The organism is Rhodococcus sp. BP-261 (assembly GCF_019835205.1).
GTDB lineage: Bacteria > Actinomycetota > Actinomycetes > Mycobacteriales > Mycobacteriaceae > Rhodococcoides > Rhodococcoides kyotonensis_B.
In genome coordinates this window covers 176191-197279 of sequence record NZ_JABUCO010000005.1, presented here as the reverse complement: position 1 = coordinate 197279, position 21089 = coordinate 176191, and the positions used below count along the sequence as shown (strand labels likewise).

Below are 21089 nucleotides of genomic sequence, written 5' to 3'. Positions count from 1 at the left end.
CATGACCGCCATCTGGATTCTCCCCGCGTTGCCGTTGCTGGGAGCGGTCGTTCTGTTGCTGCTCGGCCGGCGGACGGATCGTTTCGGTCATCTGGTCGGCACGGTGATGTCGTCGGCGGCATTCGTGTATGCGCTCGTACTGTTCGCCGACATGCTCGGCAAGCCCGCCGACGAGCGGGCAGTGTCCGAGACGTTGTTCAGCTGGATTCCTGTCGCGGACCTGCAGGTGGACTTCGGATTCCGACTCGATCAGCTGTCGATGTGCTTCGTGCTGCTCATCACCGGAGTGGGTTCGCTCATCCACGTCTACGCGATCGGCTACATGGCCGACGATCCCGATCGCCGACGGTTCTTCGCCTATCTCAACCTGTTTCTGGCGGCGATGCTGCTGCTCGTCACCGCTGACAACTTCCTCGGCCTGTACGTGGGCTGGGAAGGCGTCGGACTTGCGTCGTACCTGTTGATCGGCTTCTGGCAGTACAAGCCGTCGGCGGCGACGGCGGCCAAGAAGGCGTTCGTCGTCAACCGGGTCGGCGACATCGGACTGATGGTCGCGCTGATGATCATGTTCGCGACGTACGGCAGCGTCTCGTTCGACGACGTCTTCGCTGGTGTCGACGACACGAGTTCCGGGACGCTGACCGCGCTCGGACTCGTCCTGCTTCTGGCCGCATGCGGCAAGTCCGCGCAGGTGCCGTTGCAGTCGTGGCTCGGCGACGCCATGGAAGGACCGACGCCGGTGTCGGCCTTGATCCATGCCGCCACGATGGTGACGGCCGGGGTCTACCTGATCGTCCGAGCCGGACCCGTCTTCGAGTCCGCGCCGGCCGCTCAGGCCGCCGTCGTGGCGGTCGGAGCCGTGACGCTGCTGTTCGGCGCCGTCATCGGTTGCGCGAAGGACGACATCAAGAAGGCTCTCGCGGCGTCGACGATGAGCCAGATCGGGTACATGGTGCTCGCGGCGGGGCTCGGTCCCGCCGGCTACACGTTCGCGATCATGCTGTTGCTGACGCACGGCTTCTTCAAGGCAGGTCTTTTCCTCGGCGCGGGTTCGGTCATGCACGGCATGAACGACGAGGTGGACATGCGCAAATACGGTGCTCTGCGCACGGCGATGCCCATCACGTTCGTCACGTTCGGCCTCGGATATCTCGCCATCATCGGCGTCCCGCCGTTCTCCGGCTTCTTCGCCAAGGACAAGATCATCGAGACCGCCTTCGGCGCCGGCGGCGTGCAGGGCGTCGTCCTCGGTGTCGCCACCTTGGTCGGCGCGGGCCTCACCGCGTTCTACATGACGCGGGTGATGCTCATGACGTTCTTCGGCGACGCTCGGTGGGACGGCGGGAGTGGAGCCGGCAGGAACGACCCAGTTGAGGACGGGAGTGGAGCCGGCAGGAACGACCAAGTCAGGGAAGGCTCACACCCACACGAGTCGCCGTCGGTGATGACGGCACCGATGATCGTCCTCGCTGTCGGATCCGTCGCTGCGGGAGCGCTACTGACCGTCGGAGGTTCGCTGTCGAACTGGCTCGTTCCCGTCGTCGGCGAGGCCGAGGAAGCACACATGCTGCCCGCGTGGGTCGTGACGGTCCTCGCGCTGGGCGTCGTGGCGGTGGGAATCGCCGTGGCGTACATGCGTTATGCGCGGTCGGCGGTTCCGTCGGTCGCTCCCGAGCCCGTCTCGGCGTTGACGACGGCGGCGCGACGCGACCTCTACGGTGACGCCGTCAACGAAGCGCTCCTGATGCGTCCCGGCCAGGAATTGACCCGCGCCGCAGCACGATTCGACGAGGCTGCGATAGCGGGAGTCACACGCGGGGTGTCCGGGGGCGTGTCGAGTCTGTCGACGCGGATCAGGCAGGTTCAGTCCGGCTACGTCCGGTCGTATGCGCTGACGATGTTGGCGGGCACGGCGGTCGTTCTCGCGATGATGGTGGCGGTGATGGTGTGGTGACCTCGTTTCCGTGGCTGACGACGCTGTGGGCTCTGCCGCTTCTCGGCGCGATCGCGGTGGTCGTCGTGCCGCGCACTCGCCCCGACGCGGCCAAGATCGTCGCGCTCGTGGCGTCCGTGCTGACGCTTGCCGTCGCCGTCGCGCTGGTGGTGCAGTTCCAACCCGGCGGTGACGACTTCCAGTTCGTCGAATCACACTGGTGGATCGAGTCTTTCGGTGCGCGATACGAACTGGGTGTCGACGGGATCGCGCTCGTTCTCGTGCTGCTCACGACGGTCCTGTTGCCGCTGCTGCTGCTTGCCGGCTGGCACGATCCCCGGGGCGGTCGGTCGGCGCACACGTACGTCGCGTCGATGTTGCTCGTCGAGTCCATGGTGTTGATGTCGTTCTGCGCGCTCGACGTACTGCTCTTCTACGTCTTTTTCGAAGCGATGCTGATTCCGATGTACTTCCTCATCGGCGGCTTCGGTGGGCCGGGACGCGCAGCGGCGGCGGTGAAGTTCTTGCTCTACAACCTCGCAGGCGGACTCGTCATGCTGGCCGCGGTCGTCGGGCTGTACGTCGTCACAGCACGGTCCGACGCGTTCGAGGCGGGCACGTTCGGCTTCCGCGAGATCGCAGCCGCCGCGTCGGCAGGCGAACTGGGTGTCAGCTCGACCGTGCTCAACGCACTCTTCCTCGGGTTCATGTTCGCGTTCGCCGTCAAAGCTCCGCTGTGGCCGTTCCACACGTGGTTGCCCGACGCGGCCGTCGAGTCGACTCCGGCGAGTGCCGTCCTGATGATGGCCGTGGTCGACAAGGTGGGCACGTTCGGCATGCTCCGATACTGCTTACAACTGTTCCCGGACGCGTCGCGGTACTTCGCACCCCTGATCGTGACGCTCGCCGTCATCGGAATCGTGTACGGCGCCGTGCTCGCCATCGCGCAGACCGACGTCATGCGACTCATCGCGTACACGTCGATCTCCCATTTCGGGTTCATCATCCTCGGGATCTTCGCAATGACCGCACAAGGTCAGGCCGGGTCGACCCTGTACATGGTCAACCACGGAATCTCCACGGCTGCACTCTTTCTCGTTGCGGGCTTTCTCGTGTCTCGGCGCGGCACTCGTGTCATCGCGCACTACGGCGGAGTCCAGAAGGTTGCACCGGTCCTCGCGGGCACGTTCCTGATCGCGGGGCTGGCGACACTGTCGCTTCCCGGTCTGGCGCCGTTCGTCAGCGAATTCCTCGTTCTCATCGGGACGTTCGCGCGCTACCACGTGGCAGGCGTCGTCGCGACGGCTGCGCTCGTCCTGTCGGCGATCTACATTCTGTGGCTGTATCAGCGCATCATGACCGGCCCGCGGTCGTCGGCGAACGACGGGATGAAAGACCTCGTTCCGCGTGAACTGCTCGTCGTGACCCCGCTGATCGCGCTCTTGATCGTGCTCGGCGTGTATCCGAAACCGTTGTTGGACATCGTCTCTCCGGCGGTTCAGGCCACCGTCGTCGAGGTCGACGGCGACACGAGCCAGGCTGGAGGCCGGTGATGAACGACGAGCTGCTGACTGCCCCGAGCGTCGAATACAGCCTGCTGGCTCCGATGCTGATCGTGTTCGGGGTGGCGGTTCTCGGAGTGCTCGTCGAGGCGTTCCTACCTCGCGCGGTCCGCTACCGCACCCAGGCATCGCTGGCTCTCGGCGGCACGGTCGCCGCTCTGGTCGCTGTCGTGACGATCGCCGTCACGCACGACTTCGGCGCGGCCGGAACGATCGCGGTGATGGGCTCCGTTGCCGTCGACAAGCCCGCGCTGTTCCTGCAGGGGACGTTGCTCCTCGTGGCCGTGCCGTCGGTACTGCTCGTCGCCGAACGCTCGGTCGAACGAAAACCGGCCGACGCGTTCGCTCCTCAGGCGTCCGCGGTCCCCGGCAGTCTCGCCGAACGACAGGCCGCACAGGCAGGCGCCGCGCAGACCGAGGTGTTCCCCTTGACCATGTTCGCGTTGGGCGGCATGTTGCTGTTCCCGGCGTCGAACGATCTGTTGACGATGTTCGTTGCACTGGAGGTTTTCTCGCTACCGCTGTACCTGTTGTGCAGCCTGGCGCGTCGGCGCCGCCTGCTCTCCCAGGAGGCGGCCATGAAGTACTTCCTACTGGGTGCGTTCTCGTCGGCGTTCTTCCTGTTCGGTGCCGCCTTCCTGTACGGGTACGCGGGCACGGTCGACCTCGGCGGCATCGGTGACGCGCTCGCACTGAACGCGGGAAGCAACGTCTTCGCAGTTCTGGGCACCGCACTCGTCGGCGTCGGCCTGTTGTTCAAAGTCGGTGCCGTGCCGTTTCATTCGTGGATTCCCGACGTCTATCAGGGCGCCCCGACACCGATCACGGCTTTCATGGCTGCGGCAACCAAGATCGCGGCGTTCGGGGCCTTGCTGCGCGTCTTCTACGTCGCGGTGCCGAGTCTGGAGGACGACTGGCGCCCGGCACTGTGGGCGGTCGCGATCGCGACGATGGTCGTGGGCGCGCTGTTCGCGGTGACGCAGAAGGACATCAAACGGATGATTGCCTACTCGTCGATCACACACACCGGTTTCATCCTGACCGGAATCGTGGCGCTGGACGAACAGGGTTCGTCGGCGACGCTGTTCTACCTGTTCGTGTACGGCTTCGGTACGGTCGCTGCGTTCGCGGTGGTCACGACGGTGCGCGACGAATCGGGCGAAGTCGGCGACATCTCGCGATGGGCAGGCATCGGTCGACGGTCCCCTCTGCTTGCCGCAGCGTTCGCTCTGATTTTGTTGTCGTTCGCCGGAATTCCACTCACGAGCGGTTTCGTCGCGAAATTCGCGGTCTTTCAGGCGGCAGCGGGATCGGGCGCCGCACTGCTGGTCGTCGTCGGCGTGCTGAGCAGTGCCGTGGCTGCGGTCTTCTACGTTCGAGTGATCGTGCTGATGTTCTTCGCGGAACCGAAAGAGGGTGACGACGGTGGCATTCCCACCGTCGTCACCCCCGGTTTCGCGACGACTACCGCGATCGGTCTCGGCGTCGCGACGACCGTCGCGATCGGCATCTTCCCGCAGCCGTTGTTGACCCTCGTCGACAACGCGGCGGTCTTCGTGCGATGAGCTAGGGCGCCTTGACGGCGAGCACCGGTACGGGCGAGGTCAGCAGCAGTCGCTGACTCACGCTGCCCAGCAACGCTTTTCCGACGCGACTCCTCTTGCGGATCCCGATGACGATGCGACTGACGTCGGGAAACTCGTCGAGTTCGTCCAGGACGGCTGTGACGGGATCGCGATCTTCACGTCCCACACGCTCGACGACGGTGACCTTGCAGTCTGCGGGCAACCCCGTCAGGTCGAGCTTTCCGAGCGTCAGGTTCACCGCGATCAGATCGGTGCTCAGCAGAGCCGCCTCGTCGGCAGCGGCGGACAAAGAGTAAATGCCCTCGGGGCTGTCGGTCACTGCAACCAGAACTGACATGTCACTACCTTTCTCGGTCGTCGAACTCTTACGAGTATTCCTTGCGGAACCGCTCTTCGAGCTCCTCCAGTGAATGGCCGCGTGTCTCGGGCACCTGCGTCACGATGAAGATCAATGCCAAGATGCCGAGTACGACGAAGATGAAGAACGTGGGAGCAATACCGAGCGCACCCACCACAGGCGGGAACAGCAGTGCGACAGCCGCATTGGCGATCCACAGAGCGAAGATGCAGACGCCGATCGCGAAGCTGCGGATCTTGAGCGGGAAGATCTCGGCCAGCATCAGCCACACCAGGGGCCCGATCGTTCCCTGCATCGAGAACACGAACAGAACGACGAAGACGAGGATGAAGTACGCCTTGACGGTACCGTCCGGCAGGAGGAGCGCCGACAGGCCGACCAGGAGGTGGAATGTGGTCGTCAGCGCGAAACCGGCGATGAGCATCTTGCGACGGTCGATCTTGTTCATGAGATAGATACCGACGGAGACACCGAGCACGCTGAACAGACCGTTCAAGGTGTTCGCGATGATCGCGGCACTGGACGAGAAGCCTGCGTCGCCGAGCAGCTGCGTGCCGTAGTACATGACCGAGTTGATGCCGGTGAACTGTTGGAAGACACCGAGTCCGACGCCGATGTAGATGAGGCGACGGATCCAACGGACCGACAGATCGGTAGCGCCGCCCGTCTTCGACAGCTTCTCCTCCTCGGCGAGGCGGTGCACCTCGGCCATCTCCGCTTCCGCGCGTTCCTTGGAGCGGACCTGCTCGAGCACCTGCAGTGCCTCTGCATCACGACCCTGCAGAACCAACCAGCGCGGGCTCTCGGGCATGCGCAGCATGCCGACGAACAGCACGATCGCGGGTGCGACGGCAACGAGCAGCATGTAGCGCCACACCGACTCGTGCTCGCCCCAGATGCTGAAGATGAGCGCGTTGATGACGAAGGCCGCGAACTGTCCGCAGACGATCATCACCTCGTTGCGTGTCACGAGGCTTCCACGCCGTTCGACGGGCGAGATCTCGGACAGATAGACCGGCACCGTCGCCGAGGCACCGCCGACGGCGAGTCCCAGTATGAAACGGAAGACAGCCAGAACTTCCCAGTTCGGGGCAAGAACACAGCCGAGCGTGCCGATCATGAACACGAGCGCCAACAGAATGATGTTGTGCCTGCGTCCGTACTTATCGGACAACCGACCGCCGACCAGAGCGCCGATCGCAGCACCGAAGATCAGGATGCTGACGACGAAGCCCTCGGTGAACGAGGTGAGCGACAAGTCCTCCTTGAGGGGCTCGAGCGCTCCGTTGATCACGCCGGTGTCGTAGCCGAAGAGCAATCCGCCGAAGGTGGCGATGACGGCGATTATGCCGAGCCGATGACTGTGCGTTCCTGCTGTATCCGGGGGCAGAACTGCCCCGGCCGATCCGTCACTACGGGTCATCAAAGATCCAATCTGATTCGCATGCGTTCGTTCGACCGGGTCTGCTTGCTCCAGTGTTTCACCGGAGTCGCTTGCCGACGTCACCAGTTCGCCTGCGGGGTTCCCTTGTACGTATGTCTAGACATATTAATAGTCCGCTGAGAACTGGATCACAAGTGGGGTCCACCGCGGAACTGCACACTGAATCGATCCCACCTGCCGAAACAGACCGGTCGTCCGCATTGAATTTCTCCCCTCGGCAGGTGCCACGAAACGCCGTTCCGGCGACTCGGGCGACGCGAACACACGACAACAGCGCTCCGGCGCCGTGTGGTCACAGCAGCGCGCCGGTATCGGAGACCGAGTGGTACGCGGTTCTGATTGAATGGTGTCGACACAGGCGGGTCGGGGAGTACAGAGGTTCGTTTTCGATGGGTTCGCTGCGTCGGTGGTGGTCCGAACCGTCGGACTACGCATGGACCGTCCGGTACACGCTGTCGCACCCGATCATTCGGGTCACGGGTCCCCTCATCGGGGTGTACTGCTGGATGTACGGCCTGGCCTGCGCGCTCGCGCTGCTGGCCCCCGATGCGCCTGACATCGCCGGCGCTCGGTGGGCTCTGATGGCCGTCGCGGCTTCGACACTGTTCGTCGGGTACGCGTGGGTGAGGAAGCCTTTTCCGTCCTACACATGGTCGCTCGCGTTCGTTGTGTATGCAGACGTCGGTGTGGCCGTCGTTCTGCTCCTGCTCGGCAGTCCGACTGTGGTTCTGCCGTGTGCCGCGCTGCTCGGCGTCGCCGGTAACTACATCGCCGCGTTCCACAGTGCGAAAGTATTCGTCGGCCACCAGGCTTGGACGGTGGTCGTCTGTGCAGTCCTGTACGTACGTGCGGTGTCGGAACCGGACGCGTACTTCGTGCAGTACACCAGCTACCTGATCGTGCTGATTCTGGTTCTGGTCTCGTCGCCCATCCTGACGCAGTCGCTGCTGGTGTTTCTGCGCCGGGACGCCGCCGCCGCGCACTTCGATCCGCTGACGGGCCTTCGCAACCGTCGAGGGCTGGAGACGGCGGTCGCCCATTTCACGGACGCCACCGTCGGCGTCGCAGCAATCGTCGTCGACCTCGACGACTTCAAGGCCGTCAACGATCGCCACGGCCACCGCTACGGCGACGACGTTCTGCGACGGACCGCACAGACCATCGTCACCGCCTTCCCGCCGCCCTCGGTCACCGCACGGACCGGCGGAGAGGAGTTCGTCGCGATCGTCGTCGACCCTCTGGCGAAAGCGCTCGATGCCGCCGACCGATTGCGTCGCGCGGTGCCGGACTGCAACCCTGCCGGCGTGACCACGACGAGCATCGGCGTCCACTACCGTCCGATTCAGGCGCGCGATACCGCGACACACCTGACCGAGCTGCTCCATCAGGCCGATTCCGCGATGTACGAAGCCAAGCGTCTCGGGGGCGATTCCGTCGTCGTCGACGGGGTGGACGGCCAGTCGGCCCGATGCCTCGGACGACCCGGCGATGGCTCATGATGGTGCCATGAGTTCGAACAACCTCTTCGGAGGGCCGAGAGGGCTTCTCATCGTGGTCGCTGTGGTCGTCGCGGTCGCGATACTCGCCGCCGTGGCGACGCTCGTCGTGCGTCAGGTCCTCGGACCGCCGGAGGGACCATCGCCGTACGAGACCACGACGTCACAGCACGCGCCGTAACCCCGATGAGCACAATGCAGGGATGTGACGCGTGCAACACAGCTGGCACCGGGCGGCCCTCGCGAGCTGGTGAAACTTCGGTGGCAGCTACGTAGCTCCCTGCCTTATTTGGTTCTCGCTACCCGATCACGGATCATACGAGCGTGACTTTTCCGAACGGCGCCCCGAAGACGACCGTCGTCGTACCCACGTACAACGAACGCGAGAACCTACCCAAGCTCGTCGGGTTGCTCGCGGATCTCGACCTCGAGAACCTGCACGTTCTGGTCGTGGACGACAACTCGCCCGACGGCACCGGAAAGATCGCCGACGAGCTCGCCGAGACCGGGCCCATTCCGGTGACAGTTCTGCATCGCACCGAGAAGAACGGTCTGGGCCGTGCCTACGTCGCAGGCATGACGCGGGCGCTCGACGACGGCGCGGACATCGTCGTCCAGATGGATGCCGACCTGTCCCACCCGACCGAGGTCATCCCGACGATGGTCCACACGTTGACGACCACCGACGCTGCCGTCGTCCTCGGGTCCCGCTACGTCCCCGGTGGCGCTCTGGCGAGCGATTGGCCGTGGCATCGCAAGGCTCTGTCCGCGTGGGCGAACTTCTACGTCAACGCCATTCTGCGGTTGAAGGTCAAGGACGCGACCGCAGGCTTCAAGGCCTGGCACGCGAAGACGCTCCGCACCATCGACGTCGCATCCGTCGAGAGCAACGGATACGCCTTCCAGGTGGAGATGAACTACCGCACCGTCCGTCACGGACTGAAGATCGCCGAAACGCCGATCCGGTTCGAGGAGCGCAACGACGGTGAGTCGAAGATGAGCCTGTACGTCCAGCTCGAATCGGCGCTGGTGCCGTGGAAGCTACTGTTCGGCCGGAAGAGCTGACCACGGTTCAAGCGGCCTCGATCGACGCGACCGCCCTCGTGGAGGCGACGGTCGCGTCGATCGTCGGGTCGACTCAGCCCACGAGCGACTTGACGGACGCAGGCAACTGACGAGCACTCTTGAACGGTCCTACGACGGCCGCACCGAACGGTCGCGTGAGTAGTACCTGGGCGACGTCACGGACCTCGTCCACGGTGACCGCGTCGATACGAGCCAATGTGTGCGACACGTCGCGATGGTTGCCGTAGTTGAGCTCGCTGCGGCCGATGCGGTTCATCCGGGAGCCCGAATCCTCCAGTCCCAGAACGAGTCCGCCGCGTAGCGAGCCCTTCGCGCGGGCGCATTCGTCCTCGGTGATCCCCTCGGCCGCCACGTCGGCGAGCACCTCGCGGATCACCGTGGTGACTTCCGAGAGATTTTCGGGCTGGCACCCGGCGTACACCGAGAAGGCGCCCGAGTCGGAGAACGTGTCCACCGACGAATAGACCGAGTAGGCCAGTCCGCGTTCTTCACGGATCTCCTGGAAGAGCCGGGACGAAAGACCACCTCCCACAGCGGCGTTCAGCACCGACAACGCCCAGCGGTGACCTTCGTGACGGCCGAAGGCACGAACACCGAGCGACAGGTGCGCCTGCTCGCTGTCGCGCTTCTCGAACCGCAAATCCGGCTTGCTGCGCAATCGAATCGAACCCTCGCGGCGCGGCGCCGGCTTGACTCCCCTGGCCAGCATGCCTGCGAATGCCCGCCTGACCAACGACACCACATGCTTGTGGTCCACGTTGCCCGCGACCGCCACGACCATCCGGTCGGGCGTGTAGCGCCGCACGTGGAAGGAACGAATCTGCGCGCGCGTCATGTCCTCGATCGACTCGACGGTACCGATGACCGGCCGTCCGATCGGGTGGTCGCCGAACATGGCTTCGAGGAACAGATCACCCAGCAGATCTTCGGGATCGTCGTCGCGCATCGAGATCTCCTCGAGTACGACTTGACGCTCGATGTCGACATCCGCTGTGCGACAACGCCCTCGCAGGACCACGTCGCTGACCAGGTCGATCGCGAGAGGAAGGTCGTCGTCGAGCACGTGCGCGTAGAAGCACGTACTTTCCTTGGAGGTGAACGCATTGAGTTCACCGCCGACGCCGTCCATGACCTGTGCGATGTCGAGGGCGGTACGTGTCGGGGTCGACTTGAAGAGCAGATGCTCCAAGAAGTGCGCAGCCCCGGCGACGCTCGGTTGTTCGTCACGCGAGCCGACGCCGACCCACACTCCGACGGATGCGGAGCGCACGCCTGGCACGAATTCGGTGACGACGCGTAGTCCACCGGGCAGGGTGGTGCGCTGCACGCCCTGCTCGATGTGATCCGAAACGGCCGAACGGTACGTCCCGAGGGAACGTACCGTTCGGCTCTGGTGCTTCTTACTCAGCGCTGGCCTCGGCAGATGCTTCGGCGGGCGCGTCCGCTGCAGGAGCAGCGTTTTCGTCCTCGACGGGGACGAGGCTGATCTTGCCGCGGTTGTCGATGTCGGCGATCTCCACGCGCAGCTTCGAGCCGACGCTGACGACGTCCTCGACCTTGTTGATGCGCTTGCCGCCGCCGAGCTTGGAGATGTGCACCAAGCCGTCGCGTCCGGGCAGGAGCGAGACGAATGCACCGAAAGCCGTCGTCTTGACGACGGTTCCGAGGAAACGCTCGCCGACCTTCGGCAGCTGTGGGTTGGCGATGGCGTTGATCTTGTCGATCGCGGCCTGCGCGGACGGGCCGTCCGCTGCACCGACGTAGACGGTGCCGTCATCTTCGATCGAGATGTTGGCGCCGGTCTCCTCGGTGATGGAGTTGATCATCTTGCCCTTGGGTCCGATGACCTCACCGATCTTGTCGACCGGGACCTTGATCGCGGTGACGCGAGGTGCGTACGGGCTCATCTCGTCGGGCGTGTCGATGGCCTCGGCCATGACCTCGAGGATGGTCGTGCGCGCGTCCTTGGCCTGCGACAGTGCGCCGGCGAGAACCTGCGACGGAATTCCGTCGAGCTTCGTGTCGAGCTGAAGAGCCGTGACGAAGTCCTTGGTGCCCGCGACCTTGAAGTCCATGTCGCCGAACGCATCCTCGGCGCCGAGGATGTCGGTCAGTGCGACGTAACGGGTTTCGCCGTCGACCTCGTCGGACACCAGACCCATGGCGATACCGGCGACCGGAGCACGCAGCGGCACACCGGCGTTCAGCAGCGACAGCGTCGATGCGCAGACCGAACCCATCGACGTGGAGCCGTTGGAGCTCAGCGCCTCGGACACCTGGCGGATCGCGTACGGGAAGTCGGCCTGGCTCGGGAGCACCGGCAGGAGCGCACGCTCGGCGAGCGCACCGTGACCGATCTCACGACGCTTCGGCGATCCGACGCGTCCCGTCTCACCGGTGGAGTACGGCGGGAAGTTGTAGTGGTGCATGTACCGCTTGGACGTCTCCGGCCCGAGCGAGTCGACCTGCTGTGCCATCTTGACCATGTCGAGCGTGGTGACGCCGAGGATCTGCGTCTCGCCGCGCTCGAACAGTGCGCTTCCGTGGGTGCGCGGAATGATCGCGACCTCGGCCGACAGCGAACGGATGTCGGTGACACCGCGGCCGTCGATGCGGAAGTGGTCGGTCAGGATGCGCTGTCGGACCGACTTCTTGGTGAGTGCACGGAACGCCGCGCCGATCTCCTTCTCGCGACCTTCGAACTGGTCGGAGACCTGCTCGAGGACCTGAGCCTTGACCTCGTCGAGCTTGCTCTCGCGCTCGGCCTTGCCCGCGATGGTCAGAGCCTGCGACAGCGGGATCTGCGCAGCTGCGGCGACGGCGTCGAACACGTCCGACTGGTACGCCGGGAACAGCGGGAAGTCACCGGTGGGCTTCGACGCCTTGGCAGCGAGTTCCTGCTGCGCGGTGCACAGCGCAGCGATGAACGGCTTCGATGCCTCTAGTCCCTCGGCGACGATGGTCTCGTTCGGCGCGACCGCACCGGCCTCGATCAGATCGATGACGTTCTCGGTGGCCTCGGCTTCGACCATCATGATGGCGACGTCGGCGTCTGCACCCGAACCGGACACGATGCGGCCCGCGACGACCATGTTGAACACGGCCTTCTCGAGCTGCTCGACGGTCGGGAACGCAACCCACTGGCCGTCGATGAGCGCAACTCGCACGCCACCGATGGGGCCGGAGAACGGCAGGCCGGCGATCTGCGTCGACGCCGAGGCCGCGTTGATCGCGACGACGTCGTACAAGTCGGCGGGGTTCAGGCTCAGGACCGTGATGACGACCTGGATCTCGTTGCGGAGTCCGTCGACGAACGTCGGACGCAGCGGCCGGTCGATGAGGCGGCAGGTCAGGATCGCGTCGGTCGACGGACGACCTTCGCGGCGGAAGAACGATCCGGGAATGCGTCCTGCCGCGTACATGCGCTCTTCGACGTCGACCGTCAGCGGGAAGAAGTCGAATCCTTCGCGAGGGCTCTTGCCCGCCGACGTGGCGGACAGAAGCATGGTGTCTTCGTCGAGGTAGGCGGCGACTGCTCCGGAAGCCTGCTGCGCGAGGCGGCCGGTCTCGAAACGGATGCTGCGCTTGCCGTAGGTGCCGTTGTCGATGACGGCGGTTGCTTCGTAGACGCCCTCTTCGACGTCGACGGTGGTGGTTTCGGTCATGTCTTTTCTTCTCGTCCTCTCGTCTTTGCCGTGCCCAGCCTCGTCCGGTCCGCGAAGGAACCCATGTCCTCTTCGCGTGGCCGAATCGTCTGCGAGCGGAGGCGGCCGTCGATCGAAGCCCGTCGGATGGGCGAACCCTCCGACAGGCCACTACCGAAGACCGACACCACGTCGTCCAACGGCGTGCACGGCGATGTGCGAGCACCCATGTGCCCGCGGGTCTTGCCGGCTCTGCCAACACAGATAGCCAACGAGGAACAGTCTATGCACTGCCTCGTTGGCTACTGCGATATTTCGATGACCGCCCATCGTACGGGCGCGTCGGCGCCGAAACTAGCGACGCAGTCCCAGACGCTCGATGAGCGAACGGTAGCGGGTGACGTCCACCTTCGCGACGTACTTCAGAAGGCGGCGACGACGACCGACCAGCAGCAGCAAGCCGCGGCGGGAGTGGTGGTCGTGCTTGTGCTTCTTCAGGTGCTCGGTGAGGTCGGTGATGCGCTTGGTGAGCATCGCGACCTGAGCCTCGGGCGAACCGGTGTCGGTCGGGTGCAAGCCGTACTCGCTGAGCACGGCCTTCTTCTCTTCGGTGGTCAATGCCACTGGTACTACTCCATCTCACTGACGTCCGCGTGCAAGGAAGTTCGATCACCAGGATCGAACCGGACGCAGCCACCGCGGACCGCAGCATGCGCCGAGGAAGTATCCTACCAGGACGTCTGTTCGGTCAGCGCCGCGCGTGCACGGTCCGAGTCACGACCCATCTCCTCGATCAGGTCGTCGATCGAGTCGAACTTCTCCATCCCTCGCAGTCGCTCGACGAAGTCCACGGCGACGTGCTGCCCGTACAGGTCTCCGTCGCTGTCGAGAACGAACGCCTCGACGGTCCTCGTGCGACCCGAGAACGTGGGATTGGTACCGACGGACACCGCGGCGCGATGACGCTCCCCCGGTGTGACGGTTCCCATGATCGGGCCGGGGCCGAGCACCGTGAACCAGGCCGCGTAGACGCCGTCGGCCGGGATGGCCGAATACATGGGCGGGGCGACGTTGGCCGTCGGGTACCCCAGCTGCCTGCCGCGCCCGTCGCCGTGGACGACGACGCCTTCCACTCGATGCGGCCGACCGAGCGCCGCGGCGGCCGCAGCGACATCGCCTGCGTCGACGCACGATCGGATGTAGGTGGACGAGAACGTCACCGCATGTTCGGCCAACAGGTTGACGCCGTCGACCGCGAAGCCGGCCCGTTCACCGATTTTGCGGAGCAGTGCGACGTTGCCGAGCGCCTTCTTGCCGTACGTGAAGTTCTCGCCCACGACGACCTCGGCGACATGCAGTCTCTCCACGAGGATTTCGTGGACGTAGCGCTCGGGCGTCAGCTTCATGAGCTCGGGGGTGAACGGCATGACACAGAAGACGTCGATGCCCAGTTCTTCGGCGAGCTCGGCTCGCCTGGTGAGTGTGGTCAGTTGCGCCGGATGCGATCCGGGCCGAACCACTTCCATCGGGTGTGGGTCGAAAGTCATGAGAACGCTGGGTATTCCACGTTCCTTCGCCGACTTCACCGCCCGGGTGATCAGTTGGGCGTGACCGCGGTGCACGCCATCGAATACGCCGATCGTGAGAACACAACGACCCCAGTCGGCAGGTACATCGTCGAGACCTCGCCATCTCTGCACGAGTCAGAGCCTACGGGCCGAGTGCCGTCGGGTCACTTCCGGATCGGACGTCTCACGCGACACAGGTGGACAAACGTTCGCCGCCGGTGCAAAGATTTCGGTGTGCCGAACTTATTTCTTCGCATGCTCGCAGCGATGGTGCTGTGCGTCGGCGTGCTCGGCGGGTGCGCACGGTCGGTCGGCGAGACCGATGCGGAGTTCACGGGCGACGCCAGACCGCTCGTCCTGACGACGTTCACGGTTCTGGCGGACATGGCACGCAACGTCGCAGGCGAGCATCTCGACGTGCAGTCGATCACGAAGGCGGGCGCGGAGATCCACGGTTACGAACCCACGCCGGGAGACCTGCGCACCGCCGAGCGGGCGGCGCTGATTCTGGACAACGGTCTCGGTCTCGAAGCGTGGTTCGAGAAGTTCGTCGAGCGTGTTCCCGCTCCACACGCCGTCGTCAGCGACGGCGTCGAGCCGGTCTACATCCGTTCCGACGCCTATGCCGGCAAGGTGAATCCGCACGCGTGGATGTCGCCGGTGGCTGCCGAGACGTACGTGAAGAACATCGCCGACGCCTTCGTCCGGCTGGATCCGGTGCACGGCGACGACTATCGCCGCAACGCCGAGGACTACACGGCACGACTACGGGCGGTCGGCGAGGAACTGCGGGCCGACCTCGACGAACTGCCGCCGAACCAACGCGCGCTCGTGTCGTGCGAGGGCGCGTTCGGCTACCTGGCCCGTGACTTCGACCTACGCGAGGCCTACCTGTGGCCCGTCAACGCGGAACAGGAAGGTACGCCCAAACAGGTGGTCACCGCGATCGACTTCGTGAAACAGAACGACGTTCCTGCCGTCTTCTGCGAGTCGACGGTGTCCGACAAGGCACAGCTCCAGGTGGCCGAGGACACGGGCGCAGAGTTCGGCGGCAAACTCTTCGTCGACTCGCTGAGCGAGGACGGCGGACCGGTACCGACCTACCTCGATCTGCTCACCTACGACGCACGAGTCATTACCGACGCACTACTGGGGAAGGACCGATGAACACGTCATCACCCGCGTTGGACGTCGCCGGAGTCGGCGTCCGCTACCGCGACGTCACCGCCCTGGTCGACGCGTCCCTGACACTCCAGCCGGGCCGCATCTGCGGCCTGGTCGGGATGAACGGATCCGGCAAGTCGACGCTATTCAAGGCGATCATGGGCGTCGTACGCCCGGACTCCGGATCCATCCGCATCTTCGGCGGCCCGCCCGTCGATGCACGCAAGTCCGGAACCGTCAGCTACGTCCCGCAGAGCGAATCCGTCGACTGGACGTTCCCGATCAGCGTGCGAGAAGTCGTCATGATGGGCCGCTACGGCAAGCAGAACTGGATGCGATCGCCGCGCGCACAGGACCGTCGCGCGGTCGCCGAGGCTCTCGATCGCGTCGAACTGACCGAGCTGGCCGACCGCCAGATCGGCCAGCTGTCGGGCGGACAGCGCAAACGCGCGTTCGTCGCGCGGGCCATCGCGCAGGAAGCCGCGCTGTTGTTGCTCGACGAACCGTTCGCGGGCGTCGACAAGCGGACGGAGTCGACCATCACGCGGCTGCTTCGCGAATTGACGTCGGCGGGCGCGTCGGTGCTCGTGTCGACGCACGACCTGCACGGCCTCCCCGATCTGTGCGACGAAGCAGTGCTGCTGCAGCAACGAGTGCTGATGCACGGAACGCCGCAGGACGTGCTGCGTCCGGAGAACCTGGCGTTGGCGTTCGGAATGGACCCGCTGCGCACGTCCGTCACCGAGAAGAGTTGACATGTACCTGATCGATTTCTTCGTAGAACCGTTGCAGTACACGTTCATTCGACGCGCACTCCTCGTGACCGTCGTGGCGTCCGTCGTGTGCGCCGTGCTCAGCTGCTGGCTCGTACTGATCGGCTGGTCGCTGATGGGCGACGCCGTCTCGCATGCGGTGCTGCCGGGCGTCGCGCTGTCGTATCTGCTCGGTGCTCCGTTCGCGATCGGTGCGCTGCTGTTCGCCCTCGTCGCGGTCGGCACGATCGGTCTCGTCCGCAACACGACACTGGTCAAGGAGGACGCGGCCATCGGCGTCGTGTTCACGACGCTGTTCGCGCTCGGCGTCGTTCTGGTGTCGAAGTTTCCGAGCCAGATCGACCTGAACCACATCCTGTTCGGCAACCTGCTCGGCGTGTCGCAAGGAGACATGTGGCAGGTCCTCGTGCTGGGCGGAATCGCGCTCGTCGTGATGGTCGCCAAGCGTCGGGACTTCACGTTGTTCGCGTTCGACCGGACGCAGGCCCGCGCGGTGGGCATCTCGCCGACCGTCGTGTCGGGTCTGATGCTGACGCTGCTCGCGCTGACGACCGTCGTCGCGCTTCAGGCCGTCGGCGTCATCCTCGTCGTTGCCATGCTCATCACTCCGGGCGCGACGGCCTATCTGCTCACGCACCGGTTCGGCCGCATGCTGGTTCTCGCCCCGAGCATCGGCGTCGCATGCGCCGTCGTCGGTATCTACGTCAGTTTCTATCTCGACGTCTCGTCCGGCGGCACCGTCGTGCTCGCACAGGGAATCGCATTCACGCTGGCGTACCTGTTCAGCCCGACGCAGGGAATGGTGACGCGTCGGCTCAGGCGACGACGTGTCATTTCGGATGCGATTGCCTAAGCTCGGTGCCGTGGTGGAACGAACCGATGAGCCCGGCACGGCCGACGACGTGCAGTTGTCCGCCGTCGCGCAGGACTATCTGAAGGTCATCTGGACCGCCAGCGAGTGGAGCGAGGAAGCGGTCAGCACGAAGATGTTGTCCGAACGTATCGGGGTGTCGGCGTCGACCGTCTCGGAAGCGATCCGCAAGCTCGCCGATCAGGGAATGGTCGATCATGCGCGCTACGGCGCGATTTCGTTGACCGATCGTGGACGCACCGCAGCGGTCGCGATGGTTCGTCGGCATCGCCTCATCGAGACCTTCCTCGTCCGAGAACTCGGCTACGGATGGGACGAGGTGCACGACGAAGCCGAGATCCTCGAACATGCCGTGTCCGATCTGATGATGGCGCGCATCGACGCGAAACTGGGCTTCCCGCAACGAGATCCGCACGGGGATCCGATTCCGTCGGTCGACGGTGCGATCTCCTCCCCCGAGGCGACGCGTCTGAGCGAGTACACCGACGGTCAGCGCGGGCGAGTCGCCCGCATCTCGGATTCGGATCCCGCGATGCTGCGCTACTTCGACTCCGTCGGAATCAAGCTCGATCTGTCGATCACCGTGCTCGAGCGACGGGACTATGCAGGTACCGTCGCCATCGAACTCGGCCAGCCGAGCAAGAACGCGATCGACCTCGGACAGCGTGCGGCCGAGGCGATCTGGATGGTCCCGTCCTGACTACAGCCCGCGCAGGGTTGCCGGGCGAACGACCATGACCGAGCTGGCCCGCTTGCCCTTCTCCTGCAGCAGCGCGATCGTGTGTCCGCTCGGGTCGATCGCGGCGTAGACGCCCGACATACCGATCGGGTCGAGCCACCGTCCCTGACTGATCGACTCGGCCTCCGCGGCATCGATCTGCCTGTGCGGGAACGCCGTTCGCGCGGCCTCGTCGATGTCGAGACTCACTCCCGGCTCGTCCGCCAACTGTTCGAGGGTGCGAGCATGCGCCAGTGTGAACGGGCCGACCCTCGTCCGACGCAACACCGTCAGATGGCCACCGACTCCGAGCGCCGCACCGAGATCCCGTGCCAAAGCGCGCACGTAGGTTCCCGACGAGCAGTCCACCTCGACGTCGAGATCCACGAAACCGCCGTCCTCGACGTCCCGTCGGGCGACGACGTCGAAGCGAGTCACGCTGACGCGTCGAGCAGGGATCGTGAACTCCTCGCCCGCTCGAACGAGCTTGTGGGCACGCTGGCCGTCGACCTTGATCGCGCTCACGCTCGACGGCACCTGCTCGATGTCACCGGTCAACCGCGCGATCTCGGCGGCGATGGCGTCGTCCGTGACCGCGGACGCGTCGACGTCGGCCAGTGTGTCTCCCTCGGCGTCGTCGGTGGTCGTTGTCCGACCGAGGCGGATGGTGGCCGTGTACGCCTTCGTCGTGAGCGCGAGCAGGCCCAGCATTTTCGTCGCCCGCTCGACACCGAGAACCAGGACACCGGTCGCCATCGGATCGAGCGTGCCCGCGTGCCCGACCTTGCGCGTGTTCAACAGCTTGCGGCACGACGCCACCACGTCGTGACTCGTCACTCCCTGACCTTTGTCGACGACCAACAAGCCGGCTCCGACGAGACCGGACGACAACTTTCCACGTGCAGACACGAGTGACCATTCTGCCAGGCGGCGAACCATCCAGACGCCGTCGACCGGCCGACGCGCGCTAGACGACCGCGATCGCCGTCACGATCAGACCGCCCTGGACGAGCCAACGCCCGTCGAACGACGTCAGCGCCGGTCCGGCCTGCGTGTCGCCGGGCACCAGCAGTCGTGAATGAAACGTCCCGGAGACGTCCTCGCCGACCCCGGTGCGTTCGAACGTGATGTGCGCGTCCTCGAAACCGAGCCAGCGGCCGGTCAGCGGCTCCCACGCCTTGTACGTGGCCTCCTTCGCGCAGAACAGCAGTCGATCCCAGTGGGTGCCGTCGTCGTTCTGCGATGCGAGCCAGTCCCGTTCCGCGGCGATGCTGACCGCGTCGAGAACGCCGTCGGGCAGCGGTCCGTGCGGTTCGGCGTCGATACCGACCGAACGCACCTGCATCGAGTACGCGAGAACTGCCGCACGGTATCCGTCGCAGTGCGTGAGACTGCCGACCACGCCCTTCGGCCACTGCGGCGCACCCGACGCGCCCCGCATGACCGGTGCGGGCTCGACGCCCAACTTCTCCATCGCGACCCGCGCGCAGTGTCGCGCCGACGTGAACTCCCGCTTGCGCTTGTCGACGGCCTTCGCCACCAGCGGCGCCTCGAGTGGATGCGGCGCGAGACCGGGCGGGTCCTCGTAGAGTTCCGCGGCGACGACGCCACTCGGCAGAATGGACTCGATCAACGCTGCGACCTCATCTTCTCGACTTCGGCTTCCATTTCGGGTGTCACCTTGAAATGGCCACCCCACTTGTTCAACGACCCCGCCGGATACTCGGGCACGGGAAGTATCTGACGCAGGACCTGCTCGGGCAACCCGCGTCGCTGCCATTCCCGCGGGTAGCCGACCGATACCTCCTCGAACCGAACGCCGTCGTAGAACGTGGTGCGCGGAATGTGCAGGTGGCCGTAGACCGAGCACACAGCGTTGTAGCGCGTGTGCCAGTCGGCGGTGAGCGTCGAACCGCACCACAGCGCGAATTCGGGATAGATCAGCACATCCGTCGGTTGGCGCACGAGCGGAAAGTGGTTGATGAGCACCGTCGGGATGGACAGGTCGAGCGCGTCGAGCCGTGCCCGTGTCGAGTCGATTCGTGCATGGCACCACGCGTCTCGGGTCACGTACGGCTGCGGCGACAGCAGAAACTCGTCCGTCGCGACGACGTTCTTGTCCCGCGCGATCGTCAGACCGTGCTCCTTGTCGATCGCGCCGCGCGGGAGGAACGAGTAGTCGTAGAGCAGGAACATCGGCACGAGCGTCGCAGGGCCGCCTTCGCCCTCCCACAGGAGGTAAGGATCCTCGGGGGTGACGACGTCGATCTCGCGGCACAGGTTGACCAGGTACTCGTACCGGGCGACGCCGTGGATCTGCACGGGATCCTTGGCGGTGGTCCACAGTTCGTGGTTTCCGGGGACCCAGATCACCTTCGCGAACTTGCTGCGCAGATGCTCCAGCGCCCACTTGATGTCGTCGGTCTTCTCCGAGACGTCGCCGGCGACGATCAGCCAGTCCTCTGGCGACTCGGGTGCGATCGCCTCGGTCACCGGACGATTGCCTCGGTGGCCGATATGGATGTCACTCACTGCCCAGAGCTTGGCTGTCAACTACGCGGTCCTTCCGATGGAGCGTTACTCGATTCGAAGAACTACCAACGCCCTATCTTGCTCGACGATTCCCGCAGGCGTGCGGGCGGGTAGACACCCCGGTGACACAATCGAGCCATGGGAAATCTCTCCGCCTCCGAGAAAGGCGGCATGCGTGCCGCGATCGTCATCACGGTGATGGCAGCACTCCTGGCAGGCATCGCATCGGATGACTTCGTCACCGGTTTCCTTCTGACCGCAGTCGTATGCGGCATCGCGCTGATGGCCGCGATGGTTCTCGCACGCTTCGTGAACGCACGCAGACGCCGCTGACCCACCCGACCGGTTCCGCAG

General features: G+C 65.0%; 20 protein-coding genes. 11 read left to right on the top strand and 9 right to left on the bottom strand.

What is annotated here, in order from left to right:
- The first annotated feature begins 1 nt into the window (after nucleotide 1).
- From nuoL to nuoN, 3 genes are read left to right on the top strand one after another with little or no spacing between them, the layout of a single operon-like run.
- Nucleotides 2-1954 carry an NADH-quinone oxidoreductase subunit L gene (gene nuoL, locus HQ354_RS08420; RefSeq protein WP_222634575.1) on the top strand — a complete coding sequence of 651 codons (1953 nt, stop codon included), beginning with the start codon at nucleotides 2-4 and terminating at the stop codon, nucleotides 1952-1954.
- Nucleotides 1951-3486, top strand: a complete 1536-nt coding sequence (locus HQ354_RS08415) for an NADH-quinone oxidoreductase subunit M (RefSeq protein ID WP_374107382.1) — start codon at nucleotides 1951-1953, stop codon at nucleotides 3484-3486. The genes nuoL and HQ354_RS08415 overlap by 4 nt, the downstream gene beginning before the upstream one ends.
- Complete coding sequence (gene nuoN / locus HQ354_RS08410; protein ID WP_068428784.1) at nucleotides 3486-5060, top strand: NADH-quinone oxidoreductase subunit NuoN; 1575 nt, start codon at nucleotides 3486-3488, stop codon at nucleotides 5058-5060. The genes HQ354_RS08415 and nuoN overlap by 1 nt, the downstream gene beginning before the upstream one ends.
- Before the next feature lies 1 nt (nucleotide 5061).
- On the opposite strand, the gene HQ354_RS08405 is transcribed toward nuoN, so the two are convergent.
- Both HQ354_RS08405 and HQ354_RS08400 read right to left on the bottom strand, forming a co-directional pair.
- Nucleotides 5062-5418 (bottom strand): universal stress protein, encoded by a 357-nt coding sequence (locus HQ354_RS08405; protein ID WP_222634577.1) that lies wholly within the window; start codon nucleotides 5416-5418, stop codon nucleotides 5062-5064.
- 28 nt (nucleotides 5419-5446) lie between these two features.
- On the bottom strand, nucleotides 5447-6916 hold the full coding sequence (locus HQ354_RS08400) for a sugar porter family MFS transporter (protein ID WP_261768582.1): 1470 nt from the start codon (nucleotides 6914-6916) through the stop codon (nucleotides 5447-5449).
- A 356-nt stretch (nucleotides 6917-7272) separates the two neighbouring features.
- Between HQ354_RS08400 and HQ354_RS08395 the strand changes: the two genes are divergently transcribed.
- The 3 genes from HQ354_RS08395 to HQ354_RS08385 all read left to right on the top strand — a co-directional run bounded on the left by HQ354_RS08395 (nucleotide 7273) and on the right by HQ354_RS08385 (nucleotide 9444).
- On the top strand, nucleotides 7273-8382 hold the full coding sequence (locus HQ354_RS08395; protein ID WP_222634579.1) for a GGDEF domain-containing protein: 1110 nt from the start codon (nucleotides 7273-7275) through the stop codon (nucleotides 8380-8382).
- A gap of 7 nt (nucleotides 8383-8389) precedes the next feature.
- Entirely contained in the window at nucleotides 8390-8560 is a 171-nt protein-coding gene (locus HQ354_RS08390) for a hypothetical protein (RefSeq protein WP_167674322.1), read from the top strand.
- 143 nt (nucleotides 8561-8703) lie between these two features.
- Nucleotides 8704-9444 (top strand): polyprenol monophosphomannose synthase, encoded by a 741-nt coding sequence (locus HQ354_RS08385; protein WP_222634580.1) that lies wholly within the window; start codon nucleotides 8704-8706, stop codon nucleotides 9442-9444.
- Nucleotides 9445-9517: 73 nt separating this feature from the next.
- Here HQ354_RS08385 and HQ354_RS08380 read toward each other — a convergent pair whose 3' ends face one another.
- From HQ354_RS08380 to HQ354_RS08365, 4 genes are all read right to left on the bottom strand, one after another.
- Complete coding sequence (locus HQ354_RS08380) at nucleotides 9518-10804, bottom strand: pitrilysin family protein (RefSeq protein WP_308115152.1); 1287 nt, start codon at nucleotides 10802-10804, stop codon at nucleotides 9518-9520.
- A gap of 61 nt (nucleotides 10805-10865) precedes the next feature.
- A complete protein-coding gene (locus tag HQ354_RS08375) occupies nucleotides 10866-13130 on the bottom strand; it encodes a polyribonucleotide nucleotidyltransferase (RefSeq protein ID WP_068428775.1) in 2265 nt (754 codons plus the stop codon).
- Between the two features lie 333 nt (nucleotides 13131-13463).
- Nucleotides 13464-13733, bottom strand: a complete 270-nt coding sequence (rpsO, locus tag HQ354_RS08370) for a 30S ribosomal protein S15 (protein WP_068428774.1) — start codon at nucleotides 13731-13733, stop codon at nucleotides 13464-13466.
- 104 nt (nucleotides 13734-13837) lie between these two features.
- Nucleotides 13838-14809: a bifunctional riboflavin kinase/FAD synthetase gene (locus HQ354_RS08365; protein WP_068428773.1), complete on the bottom strand. Its 972-nt coding sequence runs from the start codon at nucleotides 14807-14809 to the stop codon at nucleotides 13838-13840.
- 123 nt (nucleotides 14810-14932) lie between these two features.
- On the opposite strand from HQ354_RS08365, the gene HQ354_RS08360 reads away from it, so the two are divergent.
- The 4 genes from HQ354_RS08360 to HQ354_RS08345 are packed head-to-tail and all read left to right on the top strand — an operon-like array spanning nucleotide 14933 to nucleotide 18185.
- A complete protein-coding gene (locus HQ354_RS08360; RefSeq protein ID WP_222634619.1) occupies nucleotides 14933-15844 on the top strand; it encodes a metal ABC transporter substrate-binding protein in 912 nt (303 codons plus the stop codon).
- Nucleotides 15841-16596, top strand: a complete 756-nt coding sequence (locus HQ354_RS08355) for a metal ABC transporter ATP-binding protein (protein ID WP_222634581.1) — start codon at nucleotides 15841-15843, stop codon at nucleotides 16594-16596. The genes HQ354_RS08360 and HQ354_RS08355 overlap by 4 nt, the downstream gene beginning before the upstream one ends.
- 1 nt (nucleotide 16597) lies before the next feature.
- On the top strand, nucleotides 16598-17467 hold the full coding sequence (locus tag HQ354_RS08350; protein ID WP_222634582.1) for a metal ABC transporter permease: 870 nt from the start codon (nucleotides 16598-16600) through the stop codon (nucleotides 17465-17467).
- On the top strand, nucleotides 17454-18185 hold the full coding sequence (locus HQ354_RS08345; RefSeq protein WP_165839586.1) for a metal-dependent transcriptional regulator: 732 nt from the start codon (nucleotides 17454-17456) through the stop codon (nucleotides 18183-18185). The genes HQ354_RS08350 and HQ354_RS08345 overlap by 14 nt, the downstream gene beginning before the upstream one ends.
- Here the strand turns inward: HQ354_RS08345 and truB are convergent, their stop codons facing one another.
- The 3 genes from truB to HQ354_RS25530 are packed head-to-tail and all read right to left on the bottom strand — an operon-like array spanning nucleotide 18186 to nucleotide 20756.
- Nucleotides 18186-19112, bottom strand: a complete 927-nt coding sequence (gene truB / locus HQ354_RS08340) for a tRNA pseudouridine(55) synthase TruB (protein ID WP_222634583.1) — start codon at nucleotides 19110-19112, stop codon at nucleotides 18186-18188. It abuts the gene before it with no gap.
- Nucleotides 19113-19170: 58 nt separating this feature from the next.
- The gene (gene npt / locus HQ354_RS08335) at nucleotides 19171-19836 is read right to left on the bottom strand and encodes a 4'-phosphopantetheinyl transferase Npt (protein ID WP_114331202.1); all 666 of its coding nucleotides are present in this window, start codon (nucleotides 19834-19836) and stop codon (nucleotides 19171-19173) included.
- Entirely contained in the window at nucleotides 19833-20756 is a 924-nt protein-coding gene (locus HQ354_RS25530) for a metallophosphoesterase (RefSeq protein WP_261768564.1), read from the bottom strand. Before HQ354_RS25530 ends, npt begins: the two co-directional genes overlap by 4 nt.
- 117 nt (nucleotides 20757-20873) lie before the next feature.
- Between HQ354_RS25530 and HQ354_RS08330 the strand changes: the two genes are divergently transcribed.
- Nucleotides 20874-21068 carry a hypothetical protein gene (locus HQ354_RS08330; RefSeq protein ID WP_068428750.1) on the top strand — a complete coding sequence of 65 codons (195 nt, stop codon included), beginning with the start codon at nucleotides 20874-20876 and terminating at the stop codon, nucleotides 21066-21068.
- Nucleotides 21069-21089 lie beyond the last annotated feature (21 nt).